The 26,852-nt window shown below is 61.5% G+C and carries 26 protein-coding genes; 16 read left to right on the plus strand and 10 right to left on the minus strand.

Features of this window, described 5'->3' with window-relative positions:
• Window positions 1-67 precede the first annotated feature (67 nt).
• From KIP88_RS14820 to KIP88_RS46495, 7 genes are all read right to left on the minus strand, one after another.
• Window positions 68-361 carry a hypothetical protein gene (locus KIP88_RS14820; RefSeq protein WP_214488657.1) on the minus strand — a complete coding sequence of 98 codons (294 nt, stop codon included), beginning with the start codon at window positions 359-361 and terminating at the stop codon, window positions 68-70.
• A 550-nt stretch (window positions 362-911) separates the two neighbouring features.
• Window positions 912-1,250, minus strand: a complete 339-nt coding sequence (locus KIP88_RS14825; RefSeq protein WP_214488658.1) for a hypothetical protein — start codon at window positions 1,248-1,250, stop codon at window positions 912-914.
• A 240-nt stretch (window positions 1,251-1,490) separates the two neighbouring features.
• Window positions 1,491-4,043, minus strand: coding sequence for a PriCT-2 domain-containing protein (locus KIP88_RS14830; protein ID WP_214488659.1), 2,553 nt, complete (start codon window positions 4,041-4,043; stop codon window positions 1,491-1,493).
• A gap of 225 nt (window positions 4,044-4,268) precedes the next feature.
• Window positions 4,269-4,880 carry a DUF6011 domain-containing protein gene (locus KIP88_RS14835; RefSeq protein WP_214488660.1) on the minus strand — a complete coding sequence of 204 codons (612 nt, stop codon included), beginning with the start codon at window positions 4,878-4,880 and terminating at the stop codon, window positions 4,269-4,271.
• The gene (locus KIP88_RS14840; protein WP_214488661.1) at window positions 4,877-5,245 is read right to left on the minus strand and encodes a hypothetical protein; all 369 of its coding nucleotides are present in this window, start codon (window positions 5,243-5,245) and stop codon (window positions 4,877-4,879) included. Before KIP88_RS14840 ends, KIP88_RS14835 begins: the two co-directional genes overlap by 4 nt.
• A 326-nt stretch (window positions 5,246-5,571) precedes the next feature.
• Window positions 5,572-6,282 (minus strand): site-specific integrase, encoded by a 711-nt coding sequence (locus KIP88_RS46490; RefSeq protein WP_249790777.1) that lies wholly within the window; start codon window positions 6,280-6,282, stop codon window positions 5,572-5,574.
• Window positions 6,266-6,820 carry a hypothetical protein gene (locus tag KIP88_RS46495; protein ID WP_249790778.1) on the minus strand — a complete coding sequence of 185 codons (555 nt, stop codon included), beginning with the start codon at window positions 6,818-6,820 and terminating at the stop codon, window positions 6,266-6,268. Before KIP88_RS46495 ends, KIP88_RS46490 begins: the two co-directional genes overlap by 17 nt.
• 755 nt (window positions 6,821-7,575) lie before the next feature.
• On the opposite strand from KIP88_RS46495, the gene KIP88_RS14850 reads away from it, so the two are divergent.
• The 6 genes from KIP88_RS14850 to KIP88_RS14875 all read left to right on the plus strand — a co-directional run bounded on the left by KIP88_RS14850 (window position 7,576) and on the right by KIP88_RS14875 (window position 13,591).
• Entirely contained in the window at window positions 7,576-8,286 is a 711-nt protein-coding gene (locus KIP88_RS14850) for a TetR/AcrR family transcriptional regulator (RefSeq protein ID WP_214488662.1), read from the plus strand.
• Window positions 8,283-9,068, plus strand: coding sequence for an HlyD family secretion protein (locus KIP88_RS14855; protein WP_214488663.1), 786 nt, complete (start codon window positions 8,283-8,285; stop codon window positions 9,066-9,068). Before KIP88_RS14850 ends, KIP88_RS14855 begins: the two co-directional genes overlap by 4 nt.
• Window positions 9,065-10,009, plus strand: a complete 945-nt coding sequence (locus tag KIP88_RS14860; RefSeq protein WP_214488664.1) for an ABC transporter ATP-binding protein — start codon at window positions 9,065-9,067, stop codon at window positions 10,007-10,009. Before KIP88_RS14855 ends, KIP88_RS14860 begins: the two co-directional genes overlap by 4 nt.
• Window positions 10,006-11,172, plus strand: coding sequence for an ABC transporter permease (locus KIP88_RS14865; protein ID WP_214488665.1), 1,167 nt, complete (start codon window positions 10,006-10,008; stop codon window positions 11,170-11,172). The genes KIP88_RS14860 and KIP88_RS14865 overlap by 4 nt, the downstream gene beginning before the upstream one ends.
• A gap of 184 nt (window positions 11,173-11,356) precedes the next feature.
• Window positions 11,357-12,664 carry an adenylate/guanylate cyclase domain-containing protein gene (locus KIP88_RS14870; protein ID WP_214488819.1) on the plus strand — a complete coding sequence of 436 codons (1,308 nt, stop codon included), beginning with the start codon at window positions 11,357-11,359 and terminating at the stop codon, window positions 12,662-12,664.
• A gap of 12 nt (window positions 12,665-12,676) precedes the next feature.
• A complete protein-coding gene (locus KIP88_RS14875; protein ID WP_214488666.1) occupies window positions 12,677-13,591 on the plus strand; it encodes a PhzF family phenazine biosynthesis protein in 915 nt (304 codons plus the stop codon).
• 106 nt (window positions 13,592-13,697) lie between these two features.
• On the opposite strand, the gene KIP88_RS14880 is transcribed toward KIP88_RS14875, so the two are convergent.
• Window positions 13,698-14,162, minus strand: coding sequence for a DUF488 family protein (locus KIP88_RS14880; RefSeq protein ID WP_214488667.1), 465 nt, complete (start codon window positions 14,160-14,162; stop codon window positions 13,698-13,700).
• Between the two features lie 140 nt (window positions 14,163-14,302).
• Here KIP88_RS14880 and KIP88_RS14885 point away from each other — a divergent pair, with 140 nt between their 5' ends.
• Window positions 14,303-15,274 carry a tripartite tricarboxylate transporter substrate binding protein gene (locus KIP88_RS14885; RefSeq protein WP_214488668.1) on the plus strand — a complete coding sequence of 324 codons (972 nt, stop codon included), beginning with the start codon at window positions 14,303-14,305 and terminating at the stop codon, window positions 15,272-15,274.
• A gap of 4 nt (window positions 15,275-15,278) precedes the next feature.
• Here KIP88_RS14885 and KIP88_RS14890 read toward each other — a convergent pair whose 3' ends face one another.
• Window positions 15,279-16,103 carry a DUF72 domain-containing protein gene (locus tag KIP88_RS14890; RefSeq protein WP_214488669.1) on the minus strand — a complete coding sequence of 275 codons (825 nt, stop codon included), beginning with the start codon at window positions 16,101-16,103 and terminating at the stop codon, window positions 15,279-15,281.
• 316 nt (window positions 16,104-16,419) lie between these two features.
• Here KIP88_RS14890 and KIP88_RS14895 point away from each other — a divergent pair, with 316 nt between their 5' ends.
• The 8 genes from KIP88_RS14895 to KIP88_RS47870 all read left to right on the plus strand — a co-directional run bounded on the left by KIP88_RS14895 (window position 16,420) and on the right by KIP88_RS47870 (window position 25,318).
• The gene (locus KIP88_RS14895; protein ID WP_214488820.1) at window positions 16,420-17,223 is read left to right on the plus strand and encodes a Crp/Fnr family transcriptional regulator; all 804 of its coding nucleotides are present in this window, start codon (window positions 16,420-16,422) and stop codon (window positions 17,221-17,223) included.
• 529 nt (window positions 17,224-17,752) lie between these two features.
• Window positions 17,753-19,189, plus strand: a complete 1,437-nt coding sequence (locus tag KIP88_RS14900; RefSeq protein ID WP_214488670.1) for an ABC transporter substrate-binding protein — start codon at window positions 17,753-17,755, stop codon at window positions 19,187-19,189.
• Between the two features lie 18 nt (window positions 19,190-19,207).
• Window positions 19,208-20,215, plus strand: a complete 1,008-nt coding sequence (locus KIP88_RS14905) for an ABC transporter permease (protein ID WP_249790779.1) — start codon at window positions 19,208-19,210, stop codon at window positions 20,213-20,215.
• Between the two features lie 2 nt (window positions 20,216-20,217).
• Window positions 20,218-21,090: an ABC transporter ATP-binding protein gene (locus KIP88_RS14910; RefSeq protein WP_214488822.1), complete on the plus strand. Its 873-nt coding sequence runs from the start codon at window positions 20,218-20,220 to the stop codon at window positions 21,088-21,090.
• A 124-nt stretch (window positions 21,091-21,214) separates the two neighbouring features.
• The gene (locus KIP88_RS14915) at window positions 21,215-22,582 is read left to right on the plus strand and encodes an arylsulfatase (RefSeq protein ID WP_249790780.1); all 1,368 of its coding nucleotides are present in this window, start codon (window positions 21,215-21,217) and stop codon (window positions 22,580-22,582) included.
• A gap of 134 nt (window positions 22,583-22,716) precedes the next feature.
• The gene (locus tag KIP88_RS14920) at window positions 22,717-23,595 is read left to right on the plus strand and encodes a formylglycine-generating enzyme family protein (RefSeq protein ID WP_214488824.1); all 879 of its coding nucleotides are present in this window, start codon (window positions 22,717-22,719) and stop codon (window positions 23,593-23,595) included.
• A 47-nt stretch (window positions 23,596-23,642) separates the two neighbouring features.
• Window positions 23,643-25,151 (plus strand): SulP family inorganic anion transporter, encoded by a 1,509-nt coding sequence (locus KIP88_RS14925; RefSeq protein WP_214488671.1) that lies wholly within the window; start codon window positions 23,643-23,645, stop codon window positions 25,149-25,151.
• A gap of 32 nt (window positions 25,152-25,183) precedes the next feature.
• The gene (locus tag KIP88_RS47870) at window positions 25,184-25,318 is read left to right on the plus strand and encodes a hypothetical protein (RefSeq protein WP_283848513.1); all 135 of its coding nucleotides are present in this window, start codon (window positions 25,184-25,186) and stop codon (window positions 25,316-25,318) included.
• An 83-nt stretch (window positions 25,319-25,401) separates the two neighbouring features.
• On the opposite strand, the gene KIP88_RS48495 is transcribed toward KIP88_RS47870, so the two are convergent.
• Window positions 25,402-25,743, minus strand: a complete 342-nt coding sequence (locus KIP88_RS48495) for a phasin family protein (protein WP_374226472.1) — start codon at window positions 25,741-25,743, stop codon at window positions 25,402-25,404.
• A 596-nt stretch (window positions 25,744-26,339) separates the two neighbouring features.
• Between KIP88_RS48495 and KIP88_RS14935 the strand changes: the two genes are divergently transcribed.
• Complete coding sequence (locus KIP88_RS14935; RefSeq protein ID WP_214488673.1) at window positions 26,340-26,540, plus strand: hypothetical protein; 201 nt, start codon at window positions 26,340-26,342, stop codon at window positions 26,538-26,540.
• Window positions 26,541-26,852: the final 312 nt, after the last annotated feature.

The following is a 26,852-nucleotide window of genomic DNA, read 5'->3' on the forward strand; positions in this document are numbered from 1 at the left end:
CTCGACCAAGAACAATGAATGTGCGGTCAGAGCACGGGGTGGGCTGCGGCAATCCGGTCCTGAATCCTCATTTTCGCTTGCGGGCCTTCGTCCGCGCAGAAGGTTCTTTCCACAGATCGCGGAGCCGCTGCGATAGTGGCGGTTGCGACGGGAAGAAGGTCGATGCCGGACCGATATCGGCCATGCCGGGTCGTAGGGGGCGGCCCATCCGTTGCTCCAGGCAGGCCAAACAAAGATTGTCGTCCCATCCGAGACCAAGATCCGCCCAGGTCTCCGGTCGCGCCATGTACCAGTCGCCGATCGCGAGCACATCGACGCCACAGTCGTTGCATAGGAACTTCGGCGGGACTTTCGCTATCATGCATTTTGCCGGGGTGACTCGCACAGCCGCTCGCGCGACTTAAACAAAAAGCCGCCCCAAGGGCGAGTTTTTGTCGGCCAATCCCTGTTGAAGTTTGCGCGGCTGCCGGCGACGGGTCCGGCTCGATTCGGCCAAGCAGAAGCGATACCGAAACTTGGCTGAGTGGCAATCGGGTTAGCGATTTTACACATGAAACGGCCTGGGCGTGTTGCGCCTTGCGCCACAGCGGCGCGGCTTGCGGATGGGATCTGGTACTGGCCGGCGGATTTAACGCATGGGCGCCGCAACCACAGAGCGGCAAACAGCATCCTACGGGCCGTCGACCGTGGAAGCTCGGGAAGGACATGGAAAGGGCGAGCGCGCCTCTCGCTGATACGTTTGCTGTACTGCAACGACTGAGTTTGTGGAAACTGTCGCAGGAGCGTCCTGCCCATTGAAGCGAGGGGGCCGGAGGCTCGACCCGTCCCCCCTGGCGGGCGGTAACGTTGGTGTAGTGACGGCGTTTCGCGACACTTCGGAGGACACAGAACGACGGGGGCGTTGATATCGTTCAGCTATCAGTCGGCGGAACGTCCTTGCTAAGGAAATTACCTGCTGGAACGCTGACGATGGTGACTTGTTCGACGACGCTTTGAACGGATCCAGACACTTGCAACGGAAGCATCTTACCCAACAGGCCGGTAAACGCCCTGGGATGCCGAGCGGCGAGAAAATAGCAATACCCAACTACACCGCCACTGCCGTAACCATCGCTGCCGTAGGCCTCCGCAGCGGCAATGATGGCCTGCCGCAGATCGCGCGTGATCCGATTTGCCTGGCCCTTGACGCGCGGTCGCGGCCGGAGATTGGCCATCCGCTTGCGTTTCAGCTCGTCGGCCGTGGTCTGCATGGCGTGCCAGCGTGGTTTCTAGAGTGACTAGACCGATCAGTTTAGCTTACGCCGCTGCGCTCCAGGGTCCAAGCCACCGAAACCGCGAAGGTCTTCCTCGGTCAACGAAGTCAGTGAAGTCAGTGAAGTCAGTGATCTGCATATGTGAACCCGACTGACACTGAATAATCATATGGGGGAAGGAGGAAGAAGGTACGCAATAAAGAAATCACTGACATCACTGATTACACTGACACGCGCTCAAGTAAGGGCCTTCGCGGCGGCTGTTCGTTTTTCCGCATCGAGGCCACTGCGCGCATAAATTACCTGCCTACGGCCTCTTATCCGCCAAAGCCCGTCTTTCGCATCCGGATTCCTGACCGGTGTGTAGTCGCAACTCTCGAACCGATGCGGGATCTTGCGGCTATTCCTACGGTCCTTAAGGAACTCGACAAAATCGTTCGACTTGCTTGCTACCTGCACCTGGAAAATCGTCACCGCGTCGGGCCAACCCATTTCATCAAGCGCGTCGGCGAGTTCTGCGTCTTCAGGCGTGCGCGAGGCATTGGCTATCTCGAAAAAAGCAGGCGTCTGCGGAGGTGGCGCCTTGGGATCGAAGTCCGATAGGTCCAGGGTGGCGAGGTAATGAGCCACGACGTCGAGGCCGCCTTTACCGTACCATTGCCAAAGCTCATTCCAGTAAGCCGGCGAGAACGCGCTCTTGTCGAAGTCAGACCAGGCTACAAAGTGCCGGCGATCGTCCGGCGGCAGAAATATTCCATCGCTCTTGTGGTTGGTCGTGATGATGACGCCACAGACGTTCGGAATGGCATATTCATTTCGATGCTTCTCGTCGATCCGCAGCACATCAGGCGGTGCAGCGATGAAACTTTTGGTGTGGTCGTAAAACTTGAATCGGTCGAACTCACCGAGGTCGCGCGCCTCACTGATGCGGAGAACAACCGATTTGAGATGGCCGTTGAAGCGCCCGAGGATCATCTGCGGGGACACCTCGATAAAATTCCACGGTCCCACCGCGCGCTTGACCGGCTCAAGCAGCGTATCCTTGCCGATACCCTGCTTGCCGCCAAGTACTATCGCGTGGTTGATCTTCTCATGCGGTCGCTGCACACGATGAGCCAGCCACTTGATAATGTGATCGGCGTCATCAGCGTAAATCTTGCGCAAGTGGTTCAGCCATAAGGTCGCCGCTTCGGCTGACTTCGGAATCGGGAGCGGCGGCTTATAGAGATTAAAGACATAACACCCCTCGCGCACGAACCAGCCGCCTTCCGAGATCAGCTGCCCCTTGATTACTTCGGGCAAGCCGGGCGCCCATGATAGCTGTTCCACCGCGCGATTTTTGTCGAGCCAATGACTCGGACGATAGTATTGCGGCTTTCCGTTCTCATCCAGCACCGGACTGCCGTCCTTTTTCAGCATCGGCACTCCTGGCAAGCGTGAGTTGACACTAATCGCAACCCACATCTCTCCGGTTGGTGCGAAGATGTATGTGTGCCGCGGAAGGTAGGCGTAGAAATCCTGAAGGCTGATATTGGCCATGTGAGAGCCAGGGAGAACTCCAGGGCCGCCCGTACCTCCGCCAACGCCGCCACCTGTCTCAAGCTTAATCTGTTGCCGCTGTTTTTCTTCGTAACGAGTGCGCCAGGTCGGATCGGCTTGATCGGCGTAGTGAAACAGCGTGGCGATGGTGACGCTGCCCATGGTGCGCGCGCCGCGCCAGCGCTTCAGACTTTCCTCCCTGGTGTATTGCGGCGCTTTCGCTGACCACCAGTCAAACGGCGCGAAGCCGGATTCGCCGAGTTCATGGTGAAGTGCAGCGGCAACGTGAAGCCAGACTTCATAACTGCAGTTGCTGTCGACGGCTTCGAGCGCGGCCTCGATCTTGAAGATGTCTACCGGCCGCGGATCATCGTTGGCGCGTGACCGTTGCTGCTCGTTGGCGTCGTTGAAGTCATGGCCGGTGCGCTGACCACTTACCCGGCTGCCGTCCTTGAAAATCGATCCGGCATAGGTGTCATCGCGCAGATCGAGATAATCGCCATCGATGATTTCAACGCGATGTTCACGGCCTTCGAGGTGACCATACAGATACGACAGCGACAGCATGAAAGATTCGGGCGCGAGATAACCCCCGAGTAGGCCATTGATGCGAGCGACGAATTTCTCGCGAACCGCGGGCTCGCGGTTCCGCGACAATGGCACCAGGATGCGCCAGCGCTCTTTAGCGCCGGGCACGTAGGACGGAGATGTGCAGAGCAGCGCGCGGATGTTGGCCTTGCGGATGATCTCGACGGCGTCATCAAACGGTAGCTCCCCGCTGTCGTGGTCTCCTTCAATGCCGGAGATCTGCAAGACGTTTTCATTGGTGCGCAGGCAGTTCTTGTCGCTGCGCTGGTTGCCGAACGTCGCCAGCTTCAGCCACGGCAGCGCCATCTTGCTGGCGGCAGTCTGGAAGCGGATATGCTCGGCCAGCTGCGGCAGGGTCATGTCAACGCGATTCTGCGATGCTGCGTATTCGTCTGCGAACAGCGTGATCGTCAGTTTGCGCGTATCGAGGTCGCTAGCCGGTTCGCAGTCGATCGGATCCGGATGGGCACCGTTGCCAGCCTGCGCGTCGGCGGCTTGATCGCTGGCTTCATCAGCGTCAGACCCGTTGGACTCGATCCCGCTCCACGGCGCGGGGTCCTCATCGTGCTCGATCTCGAATTCCGCCTCGATCCGGCAGCACAGCTTCCTTTCCTCCGGCGAGAAGTGCCGCCGCTTGTAGCGGTCGAGGTTGAGATCGATCACCGCAGGCTTGACGGTGCGTCCGAACAGCGCGGCGCCAGGCAGTGGCTGGGCTGGATTGTTGGTAAGCATGACGCAACTCCACTGTACCGGGAGCCGCGGCGGCAGAAGTGCTGACCTATTGAGAGGGGACCGTCGGCATGATAACGGAAGGTTCTCGATGCCCCACATTCGATGCTTTGACGGATTTCCCCGCTCGGTAGCGCCCGCTGCCGGGCGGCTTTGTTTTCAGGCGTTGGCCTCCTCGATGGAGTAGGCAGAAATTGGCCTGCGGTCGGTCTTCTCCCGGAAGATGCGGATGGATGTGGTCGCTGCGCATTCCGGCCCGATCCAGCGTGACATCGAGGCAGGATCGGTCAGCGCCTTACCGCAGATCATGCAGGCCGGCTTCAGCATTCGCTCGGGCGTGAGTTGGGTGAAGATGCCGTCGACCTGGAGGGCGGCGAGAATGGCGTCGTCGAGCGGCGCCACGCTGTCGACGTCGCTGCCATAAGGCCAGCTCCGTTGGCCAAGTGCGAGCTGCCAGTTGGGCTCACCATCAAACTGGAGTAACGAGAATTTTCGCGACCGCGACCCGGGCGGCCGCTTCTTTAGATCCACAGCGCTAGCGGCGCCTGGGGTCATCACTGCGTAGCCTTCGAAGCTTAGCACCGCCTGCTTGCCACCTCCGGCCTTGAGACGCTCGCTGAGCAACAGGCAGGGTTGCGCCTGCAGCTCCATGACGATATCGACAGCAATACGGAAGCCCCATTTCGGCTTGCGCTTTTCCGAATGGGCGAGAACCACCTCGCGCAATTCGGCGAGCTTCGGGATCGCAGCGATCATAATTTTGATTGTCATGTCGTGGCCTCCTCGCCACGACGGGTGTTGCGGCGCAGCGCCGGGCGAGGCTTGGCTGGCGGTGTAACCAGCGCCGGATGCTTGGTCTTAACTGCGGGCATCGATTTGGCTGCTGCTGCGGCGGCTTCACGTTCACGGCGCCAGTCGGCGGCGGCCTCGAATGTGACCAATGACCGCGAGCCACATTTCATCAAGCGCGGGCCAAGGCCCTGCTTTTTCATCTTGTAATACATGCCCTCGGAAAGACCGTGCGCTTCGCAGAACTCCGGGATCGACATCGCCAAACGCGGCGGTGGCGGCAGGTTGCTGTCGGACTTCTTCTTGCTGCTGCCGAGCTTCTTGCCGGTGACTTCTGGCCGGGCCATCGTCGGTACTCCTCACAAAACCAACGTTCACATGATCGGCCATAAGGAGGTGGATAGTGCTGATAGCTGTCAACGGGCTTTTTCGGATTGCGGAACATTTCAAAGTTTTTTTGGACGCAAATTCAACAACTTAGAGTGGGTCGATACGAACTAACCGCATCATATTTCGGGAGAATTTTTTAGAGCCAGCGACACGCGTTCCGCGGGTTAGGTGTGCAAACTTTTTAAATTATTTTGAGAGATTCCGATGGTTTCTCGTCGTGAAATGGTGGGCACTCGGTCTTTGGTGCCCACCGTCGAGGCAGTGGTGATTCGCGGACTTTCAATCAGCCAGTGAATGCGACAACGTTCTCGCCAGCCGGTGGTACGTGCTGCAATAGCGCGTGGCGCGAGATCTCGTCGCTGTGCTCGACGATGTATCTCGAATAGTGCTTTTCGATCATCGCGACCGATGTGTTGTGCAGGCTCGCCACAAGCCTGATCGGAACATTTCGTAGCAGCATCCGGACTATGCTCGAATGTCTCAGCGCGTACATCGTAACGTCGGCAGAGAGCCCGATAGAAGCGACGACCTTATCGACTTGACGATGATAATTCTGGCCCGGATTTTTATCCCAGGGGCTGCCATCGCTCTGTAGCAGCAGCGGCTCGTGGTCGGCGCGCCCAGTGGCTGCTGCTTTCAGCCTGACTGCCAATTGGACGGTGATCGGCACCGAAAAGCGCTCGACCTTTTTCTGACTGCGATTTCTGCCGCCGCCCTTGGCCGACTTCGGCATCATCAGCTTCGGACGCACCGGATGGTCGTGCAGGTCTTCGACACGCAATCGCACCGCTTGGCTTGGTCGTGCTCCAGTGATGGCCAGTGTGTCGGTCAGTAGCCCGAACTGTTCGTCAAGCCCGTAGGCGGCGGCGACAAATTCCCGCACCTTGTCGTCCGAGATAATGACGTTTCGCGCCTCCTGCGCATCCGGCAAATCAGCAAGCCCGATTTCCCAGGCGTCACGGTTCTTGATGCGCTGATCATGCTGCGCCGCCAACGTCAGCGCGGCGCACACACAGCGGCAAAGCCGATTGACCGTAGCCGGTGCCATTCTGCCGAGCAGGCCGTCGCGCCAAGCCTTCAATTCCTTCGATGTCAACACCGCTACCGGCTTGGCTAGTAGCACCGCGGTTAAGTGGAGGCGTGGATGTTCGGCGTTGTAGCCGTTGGCACTGCGTGCTTCCAGGTCGCTTGTAGTCTTTCAGGGCGCCGTCGATGGTGATTGGAGCGCTGTCGGCGCTGCCGTCCTCGCCACGGGCCAGCTGCTTCGCGGCGTCCCGCGCCTGATCATACGTCAGTACGGCTTTGCCGTCGGCATCTTCGTAATCATCCGCCAAAGCAACGGCTTTGGTCCAGTATCCGCCATGGCCGTCGCTGGCCTTAAGTACCCAGGTGCCGTTCGTCTTGTTGCGGCGATACATCAGCAGGATGCCGCGGGCCAGCGACGGGCCGGAATACGGCCGGCGTCGGATTTTGAATTTATTTAGCCGTGCCGTGCGGCTCTCGAATGCGTCGTATCTGACTTTGCGTGCCATTACCGGTGTCCCGTGTCTCGCGAAGTGTCGCGAACGTGTACGTGAAGCCCCAAGAAGGGCAGTGGCAGCATATGAAGAGAGTGCGCGGTTTATCCCGTCGCATCAATGGGATGCGAACTTCACACGTCTCTACACAGCTTCACGGGACTATTTATTTTACCTTGCGCAGGGAATGCCGGAGTGCTCCGGCTGTACCTGTATGCTCGTGTGCGCTTTCTTTGCGCTTCATTGCACACGAGACCGCGGGTGCAGCAAGCACCCGGCATTCCCTGCACCCTCCGTATTCGAAGGAGGGGACAAGTTCATGCAAACCTCGGGCGCAATGCGCCGCGAGAATGCGAAACTGTATCCACGTCATTGCGAGCGCAGCGAAGCAATCCACGGCGTAGCAAAAAGGAAGAATGGATTGCTTCGCTGCGCTCGCAATGACGTGGAGAGGCCGCGGTTTACCGGATATGCGCCTGCGCGGGGTACGACGATCGTTGTGGCGCTCCGGCATTTCACCGTCATTGCGAGCGAAGCGAAGCAATCCATCTTTCCGTGCACGAGGTGACAATGGATTGTTTCGCTACGCTCGCAATGACGTGGAGGGGCCGCACCCCACATACGCGGGATATGAGGACTCTTTGGCGCCGTGCAAAATTCGTCAGACTTGGCAGCGCGATCGGGGCCTCACCCACGCCAGTCACGCCCATGTGAAAGGCCGCTTTCGGGTTCAAATTGACAATGACTGACTGGTCAGTCATAAAGTGAGCATGACAAATGAAGCCAGCAAAAACACCCGGAAATCCGCCCCGAAACCCGCCAATCGCCGGACCGGGGAGCCGTCATCGGCCGCTCCGGCGCCGCGGCAGCCCGCCTCCAACCGTGCCGAACGCGCGGCCGAGCGGCGCGGGGCCATTATCGAGGCGGCGATGGACGAGTTCATCGCGCGCGGCTTTGCGGCGACGCGGCTCGATGACGTCGCCAAACGCGCCGGCGTCGCCAAGGGCACGATCTATCTGCACTTCAAGGACAAGGAATCGATGTTCGAGGAGCTGATCCGGACCGCCATCGTGCCGCTGATCAGCCGTCTCTGGGGCACACCACCTCAGCCCGGGGCGTCGGTACGCGACATGGTGGAGGGCTTTGCCAAAACCTTCATCGAGGAGGTGGCGACCACGCGGCGCGGCGACCTCGTGCGCCTGATCGTCGCCGAGGGGCCGCGATTTCCAGCCGTGGCCGACTTCTATTACCGCGAAGTGGTGTCGCGAGGCCTCGCCGGCATGCGCGCGCTGATCGAGCTCGGCATCGCGCGCGGCGAGATTCAGCACAAGAGCCTGGCGCGATTTCCGCAAATCATGGTGGCGCCCGCGCTGATCGCCGTGATCTGGCAGAGCCTTTTCAGCAGACATGCGCCACTGGACGCCCTCGAAATGTTTCGGGTGCATCTCGATCTGATTTTTGGCGAACGGAGGACGACATGACTTCGTCGCGAACGATAACGATCCTGGCCGCGCTGGCGCTCGCCGCCGTGCTGACGGGCTGCAAGGAGCGCAGGGACCCGGGTTTCCAGGGCTGGGTCGAGGCCGACATGATCTTCGTCAGTCCCGATGAGATCGGCCGCGTCACCAAGCTCACCGTGCGCGAGGGCGACGAGGTGAAGCCCGGCATGCAGCTCTATTCGGTCGACGACGACCTGCAGCAGGCGGACCTCAATCAGAACAAGGCCACGCTCGCCAACGCGCAGCAGACTTTTGACCGCGCGTCGTCGCTGAGCAAGACCGGCTCCGGTACGCAGGCTAACCTCGACTCCGCGACCTCGGCGTTGCGCGTGGCCGAAGCCCGCGTCAACACCTCGCAGACCCGGCTGGCGCGGCGCAGCGGTTTTGCGCCGGTCGGCGGCACCATCCAGCAGATCTATTTCCGCGAAGGCGAGATGGTGCCGGCGCAGCGGCCGGTGTTGTCGATCATGCCGCCCGGCAACATGAAGCTGCGCTTCTTCGTGCCGGAGACGGAACTGCCAAAACTTGCGATCGGCGACGAGGTGAAGGTGACCTGCGACAATTGCGCGGCCGATCTTACGGCGAAGATCTACTTCATCGCGACCACGGCCGAATACACCCCACCGGTGATCTACAGCCTCGATGAGCGCAACAAGCTGGTCTACCTGATCCAGGCGCGGCCGAGCCGGCCCGATGTGCTGCGCGTCGGCCAGCCGATCAGCGTGTTTCTCCATCCTAGAACGCCAATGGCGGACAAGCGATGAGTTCGGCTCCCGCATCAGGTCCCGACATCGCCATCAACGTCGAGGGCCTGTCAAAATCGTTCGGCGGTCGCGAGGTCGTGCATGACCTTTCGATGCAGGTGAAGCGCGGCTCGATCTATGGCTTCCTTGGGCCCAATGGCTCCGGCAAGACCACCACCATCCGCATGCTGTGCGGGTTGCTAACGCCGGATGCCGGCGAGGGGACCTGCCTCGGCTACGACATCCGCCGCGACGCCGACAAGATCAAGCGCCAGGTCGGCTACATGACGCAGCGCTTCAGCCTGTATCAGGATCTCTCGGTGCGCGAGAACCTCGAATTCGTCGCACGGCTTTACGGCCTGCGCGATGCGCGGGGCGCCGCACGCGACATGATTCAGCGCATCGGCCTGAACGGCCGCGAGGAGCAACTCGCCGGCGAGCTTTCGGGCGGCTGGAAGCAGCGGCTGGCGCTCGGCGCCTGCACGCTGCCCAATCCGCAATTGCTGCTGCTGGACGAGCCGACTGCCGGCGTCGATCCCAAGGCGCGGCGCGACTTCTGGAACGAGATCCACGCGCTCGCCGCCGAAGGGCTGACGGTGCTGGTATCGACCCATTACATGGACGAGGCCGAGCGCTGTCACGAGATCGCCTATATCGCCTATGGCCATTTGCTGGCGCACGGCACGGTGGACGAGGTGATCGCGAAATCGGCGCTGTCGACCTGGACGGTTTCCGGCGACGACCTCAACGGGCTGGCGGCGGAGCTTGCCGGAAAGCCCGGCGTCGACATGGTGGCGCCGTTCGGCACCAGCCTGCACGTCTCGGGGCGCGACAAGTCCGCGCTCGAGGCGACCATCGCGCCTTACCGCGATCGCCAGGGATGGCGCTGGCAGGATAGCGAGCCGTCGCTGGAAGACGTGTTCATCGATCTCATGACCCGCTCAAAGGACAATTTCCAATGAGTGCGACCGAAGCAACGAACCGCGACCGCAGTGTGAGCGAGCCGGCCTTTGGCTTCTGGCGGCGCAGCTATGCGATGCTGGTCAAGGAGTTCATCCAGCTTCGCCGCGATCGCGTCTCGTTCGCGATGATCGTAATGATCCCGGTGATGCAGCTATTGCTGTTCGGCTACGCCATCAACACCACGCCGCGCCATCTGCCGACGGCGGTGTTGATCCAGGAAGACAGCGATCTGGCACGATCGGTGCTGAAGGCGCTGGAGAATACCAGCTACTTCCGCTTCACCCGCGAAGTGCACAGTGTCGCCGAGTTCGACGATCTCCTGCAGTCCGGCAAGGTGCTGTTCGGGGTCGAGATCCCGCGCGGTTTCGAACGTGCGGTGCGGCGCGGCGACAAGCCGGCGCTGCTTGTCGCGGCTGACGCCACCGATCCGGTCGCGGCCGGCTCTGCGCTGGGCTCGCTCGGCATGGTGGTGCAGACCGCGCTCGCGCACGACCTGCACATCGGCGATCCGCCCGAGCTCCCGTTCGAGATCAGGGCACATGCCCGCTACAACCCGGCGGCGGAATCGCGGCTCAATATCGTGCCGGGCCTCGTCGGCACCATCCTGACCATGACCATGCTGATCTTCACCGCGCTGTCGGTAACGCGCGAAATCGAACGCGGCACCATGGAGAGCCTGCTGTCGATGCCGATCAGGCCGGTGGAGGTGATGTTCGGCAAGATCATTCCCTACGTGATCGTCGGCTTCATCCAGGCGACACTGATCGTCAGCATCGGGGTTTTGCTGTTCGGGGTGCCGATCCTCGGCAGCGTGACGCTGCTGGCTGTTCTGACGACGCTGTTCATCACCACCAACCTGTCGATCGGTTACACCTTCTCCACCATCGTGCAGAACCAGTTGCAGGCCATGCAGATGTCGATGATGTTCTTCCTGCCCAGCATTCTCCTGTCCGGATTCATGTTTCCGTTCGCGGGCATGCCGGTCTGGGCGCAGTATCTCGGAGAGGTGCTGCCGCTGACCCACTACATCCGCATCGTCCGCGCCATCATGCTGAAGGGCGCCGCGCCTTCCAACCTGCAGTACGACACGATTGCACTCATTGCACTGATGCTGGTGGCGATGACGATCGCCGTGACGCGCTTCCGTCGCACGCTCGATTGAGGTTATATGTGTTGGCAGCAAGAAGGTCGCGCGGTGGGTCCATTCGTCATTGCGAGGAGCGAAGCGACGAAGCAATCCATTCTATCCCCGGGCGGCCAGATGGATTGCTTCGCTCCGCTCGCAATGACGGCTGAAACAGACGTGCGTTGAGCGCGACAGACGGAATGCTGGTTACGGGTGAATGATGGAAGGGTTCTGGGGCAAAGGGAAGAACGACCAAGACACGGGGGTGTCGGCTGACTTCCAGCGCGCGCTGATGCAGGAAGTCATGAAGACCGAACTCCTCCGCATCAAGGCGCTGATCGGAACGATGATCCTGCTGTTCGCGATTATCTGGACCGTCTACTTCCTCGCACCCGAGAAGGTGAACCAGCTCTGGCACGGCAATCTCAAGCCGCACTATCTTTACTCGGTGATAGTGCCGTTCATCCTGTTCGAACTATGGGTGCATGGGTCGATCACCCGGCATATGCGTCAGGGCCGCGATCTGCCCTTGATCCGGCGCTATCTCGGCGTGCTGATCGAAACCTCGATGCCGACGGTTGCGCTGGCGCTACACATCAACATGATGGGCTCGGCGGCCGCGCTCGGTTTCGTGGTCCCGATGACTTATTTTATCTTCATTATCCTCTCGACGCTGAGGCTGGATTTCTGGCTCTCCACCTTCACCGGTTTCGTCGCGGCGGCCGAGCTGCTTGCGATGGCGATCTTCTATCATCCGGATCCAAACCAGGAGGTCAGCGTCCTTTATCACGCCGGGCGCAGCCTGATCCTCCTGGTCGGCGGCGTGCTCGCGGGCGCGGTCGGGCATCAGTTGCGTCGGCAGTTCGAGGCGAGCATCAAGGCGGCGACTGCGCGCGACCGCATCACCAATTTGTTCGGCCAGCACGTCTCGCCGCAGGTGGTGGAGCGCCTGATGGCCGAGGGCACCAGAACCGACAGCGACATCCGCCGCGTTGCCGTCATGTTCGTCGATTTCCGCAGCTTTACGGCAGGCGCGCGCACCCGCACGCCGCAGGAAGTGGTGGACCGGCTTGACGGCGCCTTCGCCGTGCTCGTCGAAATTCTCGACCGCCACGGCGGCATCGTGAACAAGTTCCTGGGCGACGGATTTTTGGCGTTGTTCGGCGCACCCCTCCATGCGCCGGATCCCGCGCACAGGGCGGTTGCCGCGGCGCGCGAAATGCTGGAAGCCAATTCAAGGATCAATGAGGAGACGAGCTGGCCGCTGCGCATCGGCATCGGCATTCACATCGGTGAGGTGGTCGCCGGCAGTATCGGCTCGCCGCGGCGCAAGGAATACACCGTGATCGGCGACACCGTGAACTTTGCTTCAAGGCTGGAAGCGCTCAACAAGGACTTTAATTCGCAATTCCTGATCTCGGAAGCGGTTCGCGAGGCGCTCGGCGAAGCCTGCGGCGATGCCGTCTCGCTCGGCGAGGTCGAGGTCAGGGGCTATGAGCGGCCGATGGCCGTGTGGCAGTTGGGATAATGGAGTATCGAAATGCAACGGCGTTACATCACTGTGGACGTTTTCACCGATCGCGCCTTCGGCGGCAATCCGCTCGCCGTGGTGCTGGACGCAGGCGGGCTATCGACCGAGCAGATGCAGGCGATCGCCAGAGAATTCAATTATTCGGAGACGACCTTCGTGCTGCCGCCGGCCGATAGTGCCAACGACGCGCAGGTTCGCATCTTCACCGTGAACCGGGAAATCCCCTTTGCCGGCCATCCCAATGTCGGTACCGCCTTCGTGCTGGCGACGCTGGCGGCAAAGCCACCGGCGCGGCTCTTGTTCGAGGAGGGAGCAGGGCTCGTGCCGGTCGAGATCGTGACCGAGCAGGGCAAGGTCGTCAGCACCGAATTCACGGCGCCGCAGCCGCTGAAGCGGATGTCGCATGTCAGCACCGAGCAGGCCGCAGCTCTGCTCTCGCTGTCGGCGAGCGATGTGCGAACCGATCGGCATCCGCCGCAAGTCATATCGGTGGGGTTATCGTTCGTCGCGGTTGAACTCGCCTCGCGCGAGGCGCTGCGACAGGCGAGGCCGGACGCGGCGGCGTTCGCAAACACCTTTCCGTGCGACGGCAGCGACGCCGTCTACTTCTATACACGCGACGTACCGGCCAGCGAAAAGCCATGCGAGCTGCAGGCGCGGATGTTCCATCCCGGCGCCAGCGGATTGTCCGAAGATCCCGCGACCGGCAGCGCGACGGCGGCGGCAGCAGCGCTGCTCGCTGACCTGAGCGATATCAAAGACGGCGAGCTGAAATTGGCGATCGGGCAGGGTGTCGACATGGGCCGGCCGAGCCTTTTGCTGACGCGCGTCCGCAAGCAGAATGGCGCGGTCGCTTCCATCCATGTCGGCGGCAGTTGCGTGAAGATGATGGAGGGAACGTTCCGGCTTGACGGAAAGGAGTAGTCGCTTCGTAGCCCGGATGGAGCGCAGCGCAATCCGGGGCAGGTCGATCCGCCTGCGGCACCGTTCCCGGATTGCGCTGCGCTCCATCCGGGCTACGGGCCGTGTTTTATACCTGCGGCGCGACCAGATTCTCCACTCTCACGCCGTCGCGGTCCTCGATGATCTCGGCGATCCATTGCCGGTGGCAATGGGTATGGTCGCGCTCATAACAGAGAATGCACACCGGACCCGATTGCTTCACCAACGCCGAGAGCTCGTCGAGCTCCTCCTTCGCCTGGGCCGTCTTCAGATGCGCCGAATAGATCTTGTGCAGCAGGCGGAATTTCCCGCTCCGCGCCGCCTCGCGGCCGCTCTTCGGCGTCCCGAGGCCCTTGAGGTGCAGATAGGAAATACCGCGCTCGTCGAGCCCTGCAGCGAGCTGGTTTTTGGAAAAGCCGGGCCGCCGCGAGGCTGCGACCGCGCGCACGTCAACCAACAGCTTGACGCCGGCAGCTTGCAGCTCGTCGAGCACGGCCTTCGCCGGCGTCTGCTCATAGCCGATGGTGAAGAGATGTTTGGTCCTGCGGGCCATGTCGATCCAGACATTATGTCGCTGGCGCAAGGCTACGGTAATGGTCGATCGATTGCTACATCCGCGTTGCGGCCGGAAGTGGCGTGTCGCATAGTTCCGAGAAGAGCCAGTCGATGGCCTTTCTCGCTGGGGGGAACAAGATGAACCGAATTAGCCGCTCGCTGACATGGACACTCGCGCTCATGCTTTGCGGCATTGCCGCAGCGCACGCCCAGACCGGCTATCCCGACCGCCCGGTGAAAATTATCGTCCCGATCGGTCCCGGCGGCAGCTACGATCTGGTCGGGCGGCAGCTTGCAGATGCGCTGTCGAAGCGGATGGGGCAGGCCTTTGTCGTCGAGAACAAGCCGGGCGCCGGCACCGTCGTCGGCACGCAGGCTGCAAGCCAGAGCGAGCCGGATGGCTACACGCTGGTGGTCGGCGGGCTCTCCAACATGGCGTTCAATTCGGCGCTGTATTCGAAGCTCGCTTACGATCCCCGCAAGGATTTCGTGCCGGTCGCGCTGATCTACAAGTTCGGTTATGTGATGGTCGGCCGCAAGGATCTGCCGCATGGCAAGCTGGCGGACATCGTCGCCGCCGCAAAGGCGAACCCGGGCTCGATTTCCGTCGCGACGGCCGGCGTCGGCACCGGCCAGCATCTGGTGGCCGCCGCGTTCATGAAAGCCGCCGGCGTCAAATTCCTGGAAGTGCCGTATAAAGGCTCGCCGCCGGCGTTCACCGACCTGCTCGCCGGCCGCATCGACCTGTTTTTCGATTCAAACTCCGCTGGGCTCCCTTACGTGCAGTCCGGGCAGGCGAAGGGCATTGCGCTGCTGTCGTCCAAGCGCAGCCCGCTGGCGCCCGACGTGCCGACGATGTCGGAAGCCGGCGTATCCGGTCTCGATGTCGATTCCTGGCTCGGAATATTCGCGCCGGCAAAGACCCCGCCGGACGTGATCGCAAAGCTGCGCCGCGATATCCGCGCCTCGCTGCCCGAGCTGAAGGAGCGTTTCGAGAAGAGCGGCGGGGAGGTATGGGATCTGCCGGACGACAAGCTCGACGCCTTCGTCGCCTCCGAATACGACAACTGGACCAAGCTGATCCGCGAGGCCGGCATCAAGCTGGACTAGGGAGTTACTTCACGCGCTCGATCAGCTCCATTGCGCCGGCCGGTGCGCGCACCTTGCCCTCGTGGATGACGTAAGCGAACACGTCGCGCGGCGTTTTCGCGGGCTTGGCCTTGTCGACACGCGGCAGATCGTCCGGCTCGCCGCCACCGGCCCAGGCCTGAAAGCGCGCGGCCCAGGCGTCGAGCTGCTTTGGCGGATAGCAGGTCTTCAACTCGTCATTGCCCTTCTGCAGCCGCGCATAGACGAAGTCGCTGACCACATCGGCAATCGCGGGATATTTGCCGTGCTCGGCGAACACGACAGGCGTCTCGAATTGGCGCAGCAATGCGATGAATTCAGGCACGCAGAAACTGTCGTGGCGCACCTCGACCACGTGCCGCAGCGCGCGCCCCTCGAGTTTGCGCGGCAACAGTTCGAGGAACTTGCCGAAATCGGCCTCGTCGAATTTTTTGGTCGGCGCGAACTGCCACAGCACCGGCCCGAGCCGGTCGCCGAGCTCCAGCACGCCGGAATCGTAGAAGCGTTTTACGGAATCGCTGGCTTCCGCAAGCACACGGCGATTAGTCGCGAAGCGCGGTCCCTTCAACGAGAACACGAATCCATCCGGCACCTCGCGCGCCCATTTGCGAAAGCTCTCCGGCTTCTGCGAGCCGTAATAGGTGCCGTTGATCTCGATCGAGGTCAGCTTCGAAGCGGCGTAGGACAACTCCTTCGCCTGCGTGAGCTTCTCTGGATAGAATACCCCGCGCCACGGCTCGAAGGTCCAGCCGCCGATGCCGATATAGATACTGCCGCTGTTTTTCGCGGTCGATTTCGCTGACTTGCTCACAGGAGGGCTCGTCGGAAAATGAGGGAAGGGCTCCGAGCGATGTTAACCAAATCGGACCTGATTGGCCAGATTGTCGCAGTGGGCAACAAGCTCTCGGAGATACGGGATAGCGGCGAGGTGCGACAGCCCGAGATATGGACAGGGAAGTTCCTTCGACGGAGAATGAACATGGCACTTGGCGCGCCAATTGCAAAGCTTGCAGCGTCGCAGGCCGGGGCCGGCTAGGGATCTGGCAGTCGGGTCTCATGTTCTCCGTCTGTTGCACTCCGTCTGTATCGACGCAGGTTAGGATTTAGGTTTGGCTTCCAGCGGACCCATGATCGGCAAGCATCACCCACCGCAACCGGCGCAGGCTCCGGGCAAGGCCGGCGCCCCGGCGCAGGTCGGCGCGCTGCTGATGACCGATGGCGGGACGCAGCGGAACGGGCCGCCGTACTTGTTCAACGGACTGACGGAAACTGAAATCGCGCATGTGCTGGGCTCGGGAAGGCGCCGGGTGCTCTACCGCGGCGCGCAGCTCTTCAGCCAGGGCAGTCCGCAAGACGGCATCTTCCTGATCGAGAGCGGGCGCATCAAGGTGTTCTACACCGCGCCCTCGGGCCGCGAGATCACGCTGGCTTACTGGCACTCCGGCAATTTCGTCGGCGGCCCGGAAGTGTTCAAGCAAGGCCTGCACGTGTGGTCGGGCGTTGCGGCCGTCAACAGCACGGTACTGCATTTGCCGGGCGACGTGCTGCGGCGGATGGTGATGACGATCCCTGCGCTCGCCATCGGAATCATCGAGGGCCTCACCTTCAAGGGCCAATGCTATTCCGCGCTGGCGCAAATGCTCGGCACGCGCTCGCCGACCGAGAGGCTTGCGCAACTCCTGCTGCATCTAATGAATTTGTACGGCGTTGACGAGCATCATGGCACCTTGATCGCCGCGTCGTTCACGCACGCTGACCTTGCGCATATGACGGGCGTGACGCGCCAGTCTGTCACCATCAGCCTCAAGCGGTTTACCGAGCTTGGAATCCTGAGTGCGCACGGCTCCAACCTCGTCATCAAGAACGCCGACATGTTGAGTGAAATCCGCGATGGCAAGCTCGCCAAGGGCGCGGCTTCCGACGAGGCCTGATGATCTGCGGCGCCGAATAAGCCCGCATCGCACAAGCGCTGCAACCGTCGATCTCGGGCCGAGTCCATGCCGTGGAGCGGTCTTCGGCTGGGATTGAGTTGATTAATTTGTAGCCATGGCGCTCATCCGATAGCCAAATCAGACCGCGTTTCTGTCCATTAATTGAGCATGCGGATATTTCTTCGCAATACGTTGCTGCCTCGACGCGTTCGTCGTTTCGGATTCAAAGGGCGCCGTTCAGAATTCGCTTACCGGACGTTTCAAGCGTCCGCAATGGAAGCAAGCGAGTTCACGGCAAATGACGTCAACTTCCTTCTTTAGCCCCGCCGTTCGCGATCCGGGCCACCGCAAAGCGAACCCGCTGCAGGTCGTCAGCACGGGTCCCATGGCATATCGCTTGCAGCATTATCCCCGCCAAGCCAGTCAGCCTGCTCACCGCCGAGCAACCCCGTCACAGTCCGTGGCCGGGGCGCTTCGCGTGGGCATTGCACAAAATCCAGCACAGTTCAGTTCGAAAAGGATTTGTCTAATGAGCGTCGGCCCTGCGTCTAAACTCTCTGGCTTCCTTCCCTTGGTCGTCGCCGCAACCCTTGGGCTGGCGCCTGCGACCGCTAGCGCAGAAACCCTCGAGATCGGCATCGGCACGCAGAATACCACGACCAATACGGTGACCGGCGGTGTCGTTCTGAAGGAGCTTGGCCTGCTCGAGAAGCACCTGCCGAAGACCGGCAAGTACAAGGATATTCAATACAAGCTGAGCTGGCAGAACGCGACATCGGGTCCGCCGATCACCAACGGCATGATGGCCAACAACATCCAGATCGGCATGATGGGCGAGTATCCGCTGATGGTGAATGGCGCCACGGGGCAGGCCACCAAGAACGAGACGCAGCTCGTCGCCATCATCGCCTACAATGCGGTCGGCGGCGGCAATGGCATCGTTGTTCACAAGGACTCGCCGTTCTATGAACTCGCCGACCTCAAGGGCAAGAACGTATCGGTGCCGTTCGGCTCGGCTGCCCACGGCATGATGCTGACGTCGCTGCAGAAGCGCGGACTACCCCCCGATTTCTGGAACCTGGTGTCGCAATCGCCGGAGGTCGGCACTACCAATTTGCAGGAAAAGCGCATCGATGCGCATGGCGATTTCGTGCCGTTCGCCGAGTTGCTGCCGTTCAAGGGGTTCGCCCGCAAGATCTACGACGGCGCCGAGACCAAGACCCCGACGTTCCACGGCGTGACCGTGCGCAAGGATTTTGGTGAGAAGTATCCGGAAATCGTCGTCGCTTACATCAATGCGTTGATGGAGGCGAACGACTGGATGCGCAAGAACCCCAAGCTTGCAGCCGAGAAGATCGAGGAGTGGACCAAGATCAACAAGGAAGTAGTCTACATATTCCTGGGCCCCGGCGGGGTGCACACGCTCGATGCAACCATCAAGCCGCAGTGGGTCGAGTCCGTCGGCAACAATTACGCCATCCTGCAGAAGCTGAACATGATCAAGGAGCTCAACATTGGCGCTTGGGTCAACGACAAATATGTTCGGCAGGCCTTCAAGGAGAAGGGCCTCGACTACGACAAGCAGCTTGCCTCGTTCGAGACCTACAACGTGACCGGCACCGATCCGATCTGCAACGCGCCGGTCAACGATCCCAAGCAAAGCGGTGAGATCTGGATCCTGGGCGGCGACATCGTGGCGCTCAGCTCGCCGGTCTGCACGCTGCTGGGCGTCAAGAAATACAGCGCTGAGGGCAAGAAGTTCAACGCGGTTTATCTGGTCGATCACCAACTCGGCATCAAGGTGTTCGCCGATGCGGCGTTCTATTCCGTCGGCGGCAGCGACCCGAAGAAGCCGGATGTGGTCCCGTTCCTGCTCAAGAAGGACGCGGAAGCCTATGCGGCAAAGCATGGCGCCAAGCTGGCTACCTACGCCGAAGTGCTCACCGCCATCAACGTCGGACAATAGGGTGGACTGATGGGCAGCATGGCAAGTGCGAAGATCGTAGCGCTCCCGATGGTCGACAAGCATTCCGATCCTGAGCCGGCGGTAGCGGCCGTGAAGCCTGTCGCAGTGGAAGTATCTGCTGCGGAGACTGCGACCAGCGCTAATGCGCCGATTGCCGCCTCGGAATTTCCGGTGCCCGAACCGGAAGTCGTCCCGAGGGTTTCGCTCACCCAGGTGCTTCGGAACCTGTTGGCGAAAGTCACTCGTGATCGCATCATCACAGCCGCGCTGGCCTGCATCTCGATCGGAGCGCTGTTTCTGTTCTGGTACCTCGGAACCAAGTACCGGTTCGAGTTCTACATTCGCTTCAAGAACGTTCCGACGCCGTATGAGGTATATCAGCAGCTCACGCAGGTCGGGCTCTCGAACAAGTACCTCTTCAATATTGCCATCAGTGTGCGCCGCATCCTGATGGGCTTCTTCATCGCCATGGCGATCGGCGTGCCGCTGGGCCTCGCGATCGGCAAATATCAGCGCGTGCGCGACCTGTTCATGCCCGTGGTCGAAGTATTGCGGCCAATCCCGGCGATCGCCTGGGTTCCTATGTCGATCATGCTGTGGCCGAACAACGAGGCCAGTATCGTCTATATTACTTTCATCGGCGCGTTCTTCCCGATCCTGCTCAACACCATCCATGGCGTGCACTCGCTGGACGGCGTGTTGATACGGGCCGCGCGTTGCCTCGGCGCCAGCGAGTTCCGGCTGTTCCTGAACGTGATCCTGCCCGGCTCACTGCCGCACATCTTCACCGGCCTTGCCGTCGGCATGGGCGTGGCATGGGTATCGCTGATCGCCGCCGAGATGATCTCCGGTCAGTTCGGCGTCGGTTACTTCACCTGGGAGGCCTATTCGCTGGTCGATTATCCCGCGATCGTGCTCGGCATGATCACCATCGGCTTCCTCGGACTGGCTTGTAGCGGCATCATCAGGATGGTCGGCAGCCTCCTGATGCCATGGCTGGCATTTGCACCCGGAGGCAAGCGATGACAATGGCGGTGGCAGAGGCTCAGACCAACAAGGGCTTTATCGACGTGCGCGACCTGGGCGTCACCTTTGGCGCCAACGACAATAAAGTCGTAGCGGTCGAGAATGTGTCGCTCAACGTCCAGCCTGGTGAGTTCGTCTCGCTTATCGGACCCTCCGGCTGCGGCAAGTCGACTTTGCTCAGCATCGTCGCCGGTTTCGTCAAGCCGACGCTCGGCGAGGCCAAGCTCGACGGCAAGGCGATCACCAAGCCCGGCTCGGACCGTGGCGTGGTGTTCCAGCAATACTCGCTGTTTCCCTGGCTGTCGGTTCGCAAGAACGTTGAGTTCGGCCTGAAGATGGCGGGCGTCGACCAAAGTAAACGCAACACCACGGCCCGTGCGTTGCTCGATCTTGCTGGACTGCTTTCGTTCGAGAACCATTATCCCGACCAGCTCTCCGGCGGCATGAAGCAGCGCATCGGCATCGTCCGCGCGCTGGCGACTAGTCCTCAGGTGCTGCTGATGGACGAGCCGTTCGGAGCGCTCGACACGCAGACCCGTGTCGTGATGCAGGAAATCCTGACCAACATTTGGCAGCAGTTCAAGATCTCGGTGCTGTTCATCACGCACGATATCGAAGAGTCGATTTTCCTCTCCGACCGCATCTACGTCATGACCGCGCGGCCGGGCCGCATCAAGGCGGAAATCAAGGTGCCGCTGCCGCGTCCACGCAGGGCCGAGATGACCGACACGCCGGAATTCATGAACCTGGTGCAGGAGCTCAAGGGCCTGATCCGCGAGGAATCGCTGGCTGCCATGGCTCCCGAGATCAAGGATCGAGGCCTTTCAGGCTTCGGAATGAAAGTGGGACCGAAAGGAGTGGGCGAAATCTTCTAACACAATTTGAACGTCGCGGCCGAATAGGCGCGAAACACCAATCAACGACATCAACCAAGGAGAGACGCACGGAAACGCGCGCGTCAACGACGACCTGCGCCTGCGTCACAGATCGGAGAATTCAATGGCAAGGAAACCAAACATACTGTTTTTCCACGTCGACAACCTCGGCATGGGCGAACTCGGCTGCTACGGCGGCGGCATTCTGCGCGGCGCCGATACCAAGCGCATGGACGCTTTCTCCAAGCAAGGCGTCAAGCTGACGCATTATGTCGTCGAGCCGCAGTGCACGCCGACCCGCTCGGCGCTGATGACCGGTCGTTTCCCGATTCGCTCGGGCAACCACACCATCGCGCTCGGCGGCAATGGCGGCGGCATCGTCAAGTGGGAGCGCACCATCGGCTCGATCCTGTCGGAGGCCGGCTACGCCACCTCGATCTACGGCAAGTGGCACATCGGCGCTGAGGACGGACGCTTTCCGACCGACCACGGCTTCGACGAGTGGTATGGCCCCTTGCGCACCTATGACGAATGCATGTGGCTGACCGATCCGCATTACGTGGCGGAGCGCGACGGCTTCTCGCACATGCATGAGGGCGTCAAGGGCAAGGGGGCCTGGCCGCTCAAGGACGAGCAGCTCACCATGGAGACCAAGAAGACCTGCGACCTCGAGTACCAGAAGCGCGCCATCAAGTTCATGGAAAAGTCCGTCAAAGACGACAAGCCGTTCTACTGTTACTTCAACCACTCGCTGATGCACTTCCCGATGAGCCCGCGCGATGAATTCGTCGGCAAGAGCACCAACGGCGATTGGGGCGACTGCCTCTTGATGCTCGACCATGACTTCGGCGTGCTGCTCGACAAGCTGGATGAACTCGGCATTGCCGACAACACCATCGTCGTGATGTGCGGCGACAACGGCGCCGAGGATCATCTCGCCGGCCGTGGCACCGGCGGCTTCTTCGACGGCTCCTACTTCAGCTCGGCGGAAGGCGGCATCCGCACGCCTCTGTTGATCCGCTGGCCGAACCGCATTCCCGCAGGTGTCGAAAGCAACGAGATGGTTCATGTCACCGACATGTTCACCACACTGCTGTCGATGACCGGCTGCGAGGCGCCGGCCGACCGGCTGATCGACGGCGTCGACCAGAGCCCGTTCTTCCTCGGCAAGCAGGAAACCTCCAACCGCGAGTCCTGCATCGTCTGGCTCAAGGATGAACTGCACGCCGTGAAGTGGAAGGACTTCAAAATCAACTTCAAGCGGCAGCAGCACTTCCACGATCCGGAACTGGCGCTGGGATTTGCCCGCATCACGCATCTAAAGGAAGACCCGAAGGAGCGCGATGCCGTCAATCAGCGGTACGTGCGCTGGTGGGTGATGCAGCACGCCCAACGCATCATCAGGGATTTCGAGGAGAGCGCCAAGAAGGAGGAGCTGATTCCGCCCGGCGCCGCGCTCGATTTCGTGCCCAAGCAACACGCCAAGGCCTGAATGCGATGACTGCACCGACGAGAGTGGAAACGATCGCGCATGGTGCAGCCGGCAATCGCCGGGGAGAGGGCTGCTGCTCTCTCTCTGGCCCAACCAAGGTGGGCCTGGTGCCCGACGCGGTCAATCGTGAATCCATGAACTGGATTCCGGGCGGCAGCTTCCTGATGGGCTCCAACAGCTTCTATCGGGAAGAGCGCCCGGTCCGTCCGGCCTTCGTCGAGGGTTTCTGGATCGACATCTACCCCGTCACCAATGCCGAATTCCGCAAGTTCGTCGAGGCGACGGGATACGTCACGTATTCCGAGCGTCCGCCGAATCCGGCGACGTATCCCGACGCCGATCCTGCGCTGCTGGTGCCGGGATCGCTGGTGTTCGTTAAGCCCGATCGCCCGGTCAGCCTGCGCAACAATCTCGCCTGGTGGGAATATCGTCCCGGCGCAGACTGGCGGCATCCCGAAGGGCCGGGGAGTTCGATCGCCGGTCGCGACGATCATCCGGTCGTGCATATCGCCCACGAGGACGCGCTCGCCTACGCGGCGTGGTGCGGTAAGGAATTGCCGACCGAAGCAGAGTGGGAGTTCGCCGCCCGCGGCGGTCTCGAAGGCAAGGCCTATCCATGGGGCGATGCCGCCAATCCCGAAGGACGGTTTCTGGCAAACACCTGGCAGGGCCACTTCCCCCACGAGAACCTGAACGAGGACGGATACGAGGGCACTTCACCGGTCGACGCGTTTCCTGCCAACGGCTACGGCCTGTTCGACATGGTTGGCAACGTCTGGGAATGGACGTCGAGCCCTTATGACGCCGTGCCGGATCAGCCACCGCAATCCTGCTGCCATCCGAACACCGGCGACGATCGATCGACGCGCCGCGTGGTGAAGGGCGGTTCGCATCTCTGCGCCCCCAATTACTGCTTGCGCTACCGGCCGTCGGCCCGTCAGGGCGAAACGGTCGATTCCTCCACCTGTCACATCGGCTTCCGCTGTGTCGTCCGCAAACCGCCGGGCGGCTGACGCGCCACCGGTTTCGAGCAAGCCGTCAACATCTTCTGGATATGCCCATGCAAGTCGTCAGCCCCGCCGCTGCCCAATCGCAATTCGAGGATTCGCCGTCGATCTCTGCGGTTCTTCGCGCCCCGAACCTGTTCGTTCGTGAATCGCTGGCCGGCATCATCACGGCGCTGGCGCTGATCCCCGAGGTGATTTCGTTCTCGTTCGTCTCGGGTGTCGATCCCAAGGTGGCGCTGGTCGCCTCGATCGTGCTGTGCCTCGTGATGTCGGTTCTCGGGGGCAGGCCGGCCATGGTAACCGCGGCGGCCGGTTCGATCGCGCTGGTAATCGGTCCGATGGTGAAGCTCCATGGGGTCGGCTACATCCTGCCGACCATCCTGCTGGCGGGTATCATCCAGATCGCGTTCGGCCTTGCCGGTCTGGCGCGGTTGACGCGCTTCATCCCGCGTTCGGTGATGATCGGCTTCGTCAATGCGCTCGGCATCCTAATCTTCGCCGCGCAGGTGCCTCATATTTTCAACGTTCCCTGGCTGGTCTATCCCCTGTTCGCGCTGACGATTGCGATCGTGCTCGTCATGCCGCGGATCACGACATCAGTACCGGCTCCGCTGGTCGCCATCATCGTGGTAACCACGATCGTGATCGTCGGGCATCTGACGGTCCCCAATGTCGGCGGCGAGGGCGCGATGGCGCCCGGCCTGCCGGGCATCACTGCTTTTGCCGTTCCCCTCGACCTCAACACGCTGCGCATCATCTGGCCGACCGCCATCAGTGTCGCCTTTGTCGGTCTGCTCGAGACGTTGCTGACGGCCAAGCTGGTCGATGACCTGACCGACACGCGCTCGCATAAGGGCAGGGAATCCTGGGCGCTCGGCATCGCCAACATCGCCGCCGGATTCTATGGCGGCATCGGCGGCTGCGCGATGATCGCCCAGACCGTCGTCAACGTGAAGATCGGGCAGGGCCGTACCCGTATTTCGACGGCGGTGGCCGCCATCGTACTGCTGGTGCTCGTGACCGCACTCAGCGACCTGATGGCGCAGATACCGATGGTGGCGCTCGCGGCCGTCATGATGATCGCCGCGCTCAAGACGATCGATTGGCGCAGCGTCCGGCTGACGACGTTCAAGCGGATGCCGATCCCCGAAACGCTGGTCATGGTGACGACCGTTGCGGTGACCGTCGTCACCAGCAACCTTGCGGTCGGCATTGCTGTCGGCGTGATGCTGGCGATGATCCTGTTCGCGCGGCGGGTCGCGCATGTCATTCGCGCCGAGCGCACAGTAAGCCAGGACGGCCAGTCGGTCCGCTACAGCGTCCATGGGCCGCTGTTCTTCGGCTCCAGCAACGATCTCGTCGAGCGTTTCTCCTACGGCGCCGACCCCAAGCGCGTCCTGATCGATCTCACTCATTCCCAGATCTGGGATGCGTCGAGCGTCGCGGCGCTGGATTTGATCGAAACCAAATACCGCGATCATGGCGCCACCGTCACCTTCACCGGGCTCGACCAGCGCAGCTCCTCGTTCCACGAGCGGCTGACCGGCCAGCTTGGCGCGTGAATTGCCGGATTGCAGGACGAAAGGACCGTTCGATGGCCATCATCCAGTGGATATCGACCCTCACCGGCAAGATCATGCGGGCCTGGGCCGGCCGCTATCGGCCTGAGCGGCATTACATGCGCGGAGCCGGACCGGCGTCGAAACGCAGCCAGAGGGTAGGCTCATAGGCGTGATCGCTCGAAAAAAAAGGCTCCGGAAAACCGGAGCCTCCTAATTCCACCAATTGCGCCACATCAGTTTCGCGTGAACCTCAGGGCTTGCCGTGCGTCGTGGGCGCCTTGCCCGTCAACCCCTTGAACGGGTCGAGGGTCTGCTTGGCAAGCCGGTTGTGGAGTTCGCAGATCTTCTGCGACTCGGCGACCGAAGTTTCGTAGGCCCGCTTCACGAATTCGCTCTGAACCGTCATCGCCTTGTCGAGCGAGCGAACACCGCTGAGCTGTTCGACAAACGATCCGAACTCCTCTATCGATTTCCTTGTGTAGTCGCGATAGGCATTTGCGATGGTCTGCAGGCTCACCGGTGCAGGCTCGGCTGATGCCGGCGCGGCCGACGCTGGCTCGGCGGGCGGGGGCTCGGAAGGCGCAGTGGTCAGCTGCGGCGACGCGGCGGCAATGACAGGTTCTTCGACGGTCTGCAGACTCACCGGCGCAAGTTCGGCAGCTGCCGGCTCGATCGACAATTTCTCAGCGGGCGAGGGCTCGGAAGGCGATAGGGCAGCGACCGGCTGCGGTTCCGGTGACGCGACGACGGCAGCGACAGGCTCCTCGACGGCCGGCTGCTGATCCACCTTCGGGCTCTCCGCGTGAACCGGTTCCGGCTGCTGCAGTTCCCGATCCTGATCCGGGCTTTGCAGTTGAGCGGGCGCCGGGCTAGCAGGCAAACTCTCCTGGGAAACAGCTTTTTTGCGCCGCTCTCCCTTGCCCTTGCGCCGTCCGGATTTCCCGGCCGGCTTGTTCTCATCTGTCGTCGACATCTTTTTCCCCTATTCCCTGTCAACCCGGAGGTCGAGACTCTGTCATGTTTGCGATGGAATCGCGGTTCTTGCTTGTCCGTCGCGCGGCGCTCGCGTGGTGAGATTTTGGAGCCCGCTTCGGCAGCCGGCATTGTCGATGGCTGACGCCGAGACTATTCTTTCACAAGCTTTTTCCGTGATATCAGTTCCCGATCAGGCGTAGGGGGTAGTTGAGTATGAATTCGCAGTCAGTCGCCGGTCTTTTGGGAGCCATCGTCGCATCGATCGTGATGGTGGTTGCAATCGCCTACGGGCCGATCGGCCAGTTCGGAAAGCCTGCCAAGCCGGCGAGCATCCAGCAACCCGCGCCGGGGCTTCAGCCGGTTCCTGCGGCGCCAGCCCCGCGCGGGCCGGTGATTCGGGAAGTGCCGAACTAGGAGGGGGCGGGATCACCCCTTGCGGAATGCCCCGGGCGTTCCTATTTAGTAATCAACGGCGACGTTGACGCTTCAAAGCTCCGGCGCTGGAACGACCATGAATAGTTTGGCTGCGCCGGATGTACGCGCGCCCTCTGTTCGTGGTCGTTGGCATTTTCAGAGCATTTTCAAGCGAAGCAGGCCCCCGATCTGGTCCGACGGCGGCTAATAATTCGCCCGCGTCGGGCAGATACCGGGTCGGTTTCGCCCCCGTTTTTCACCGTCCAGTCACCTCGTTCCTGAAGCTCGCCTTGGCATGTCGGGCGGCTGCGG

The organism is Bradyrhizobium sp. SRL28 (assembly GCF_018596315.1).
Taxonomy (GTDB): domain Bacteria; phylum Pseudomonadota; class Alphaproteobacteria; order Rhizobiales; family Xanthobacteraceae; genus Bradyrhizobium.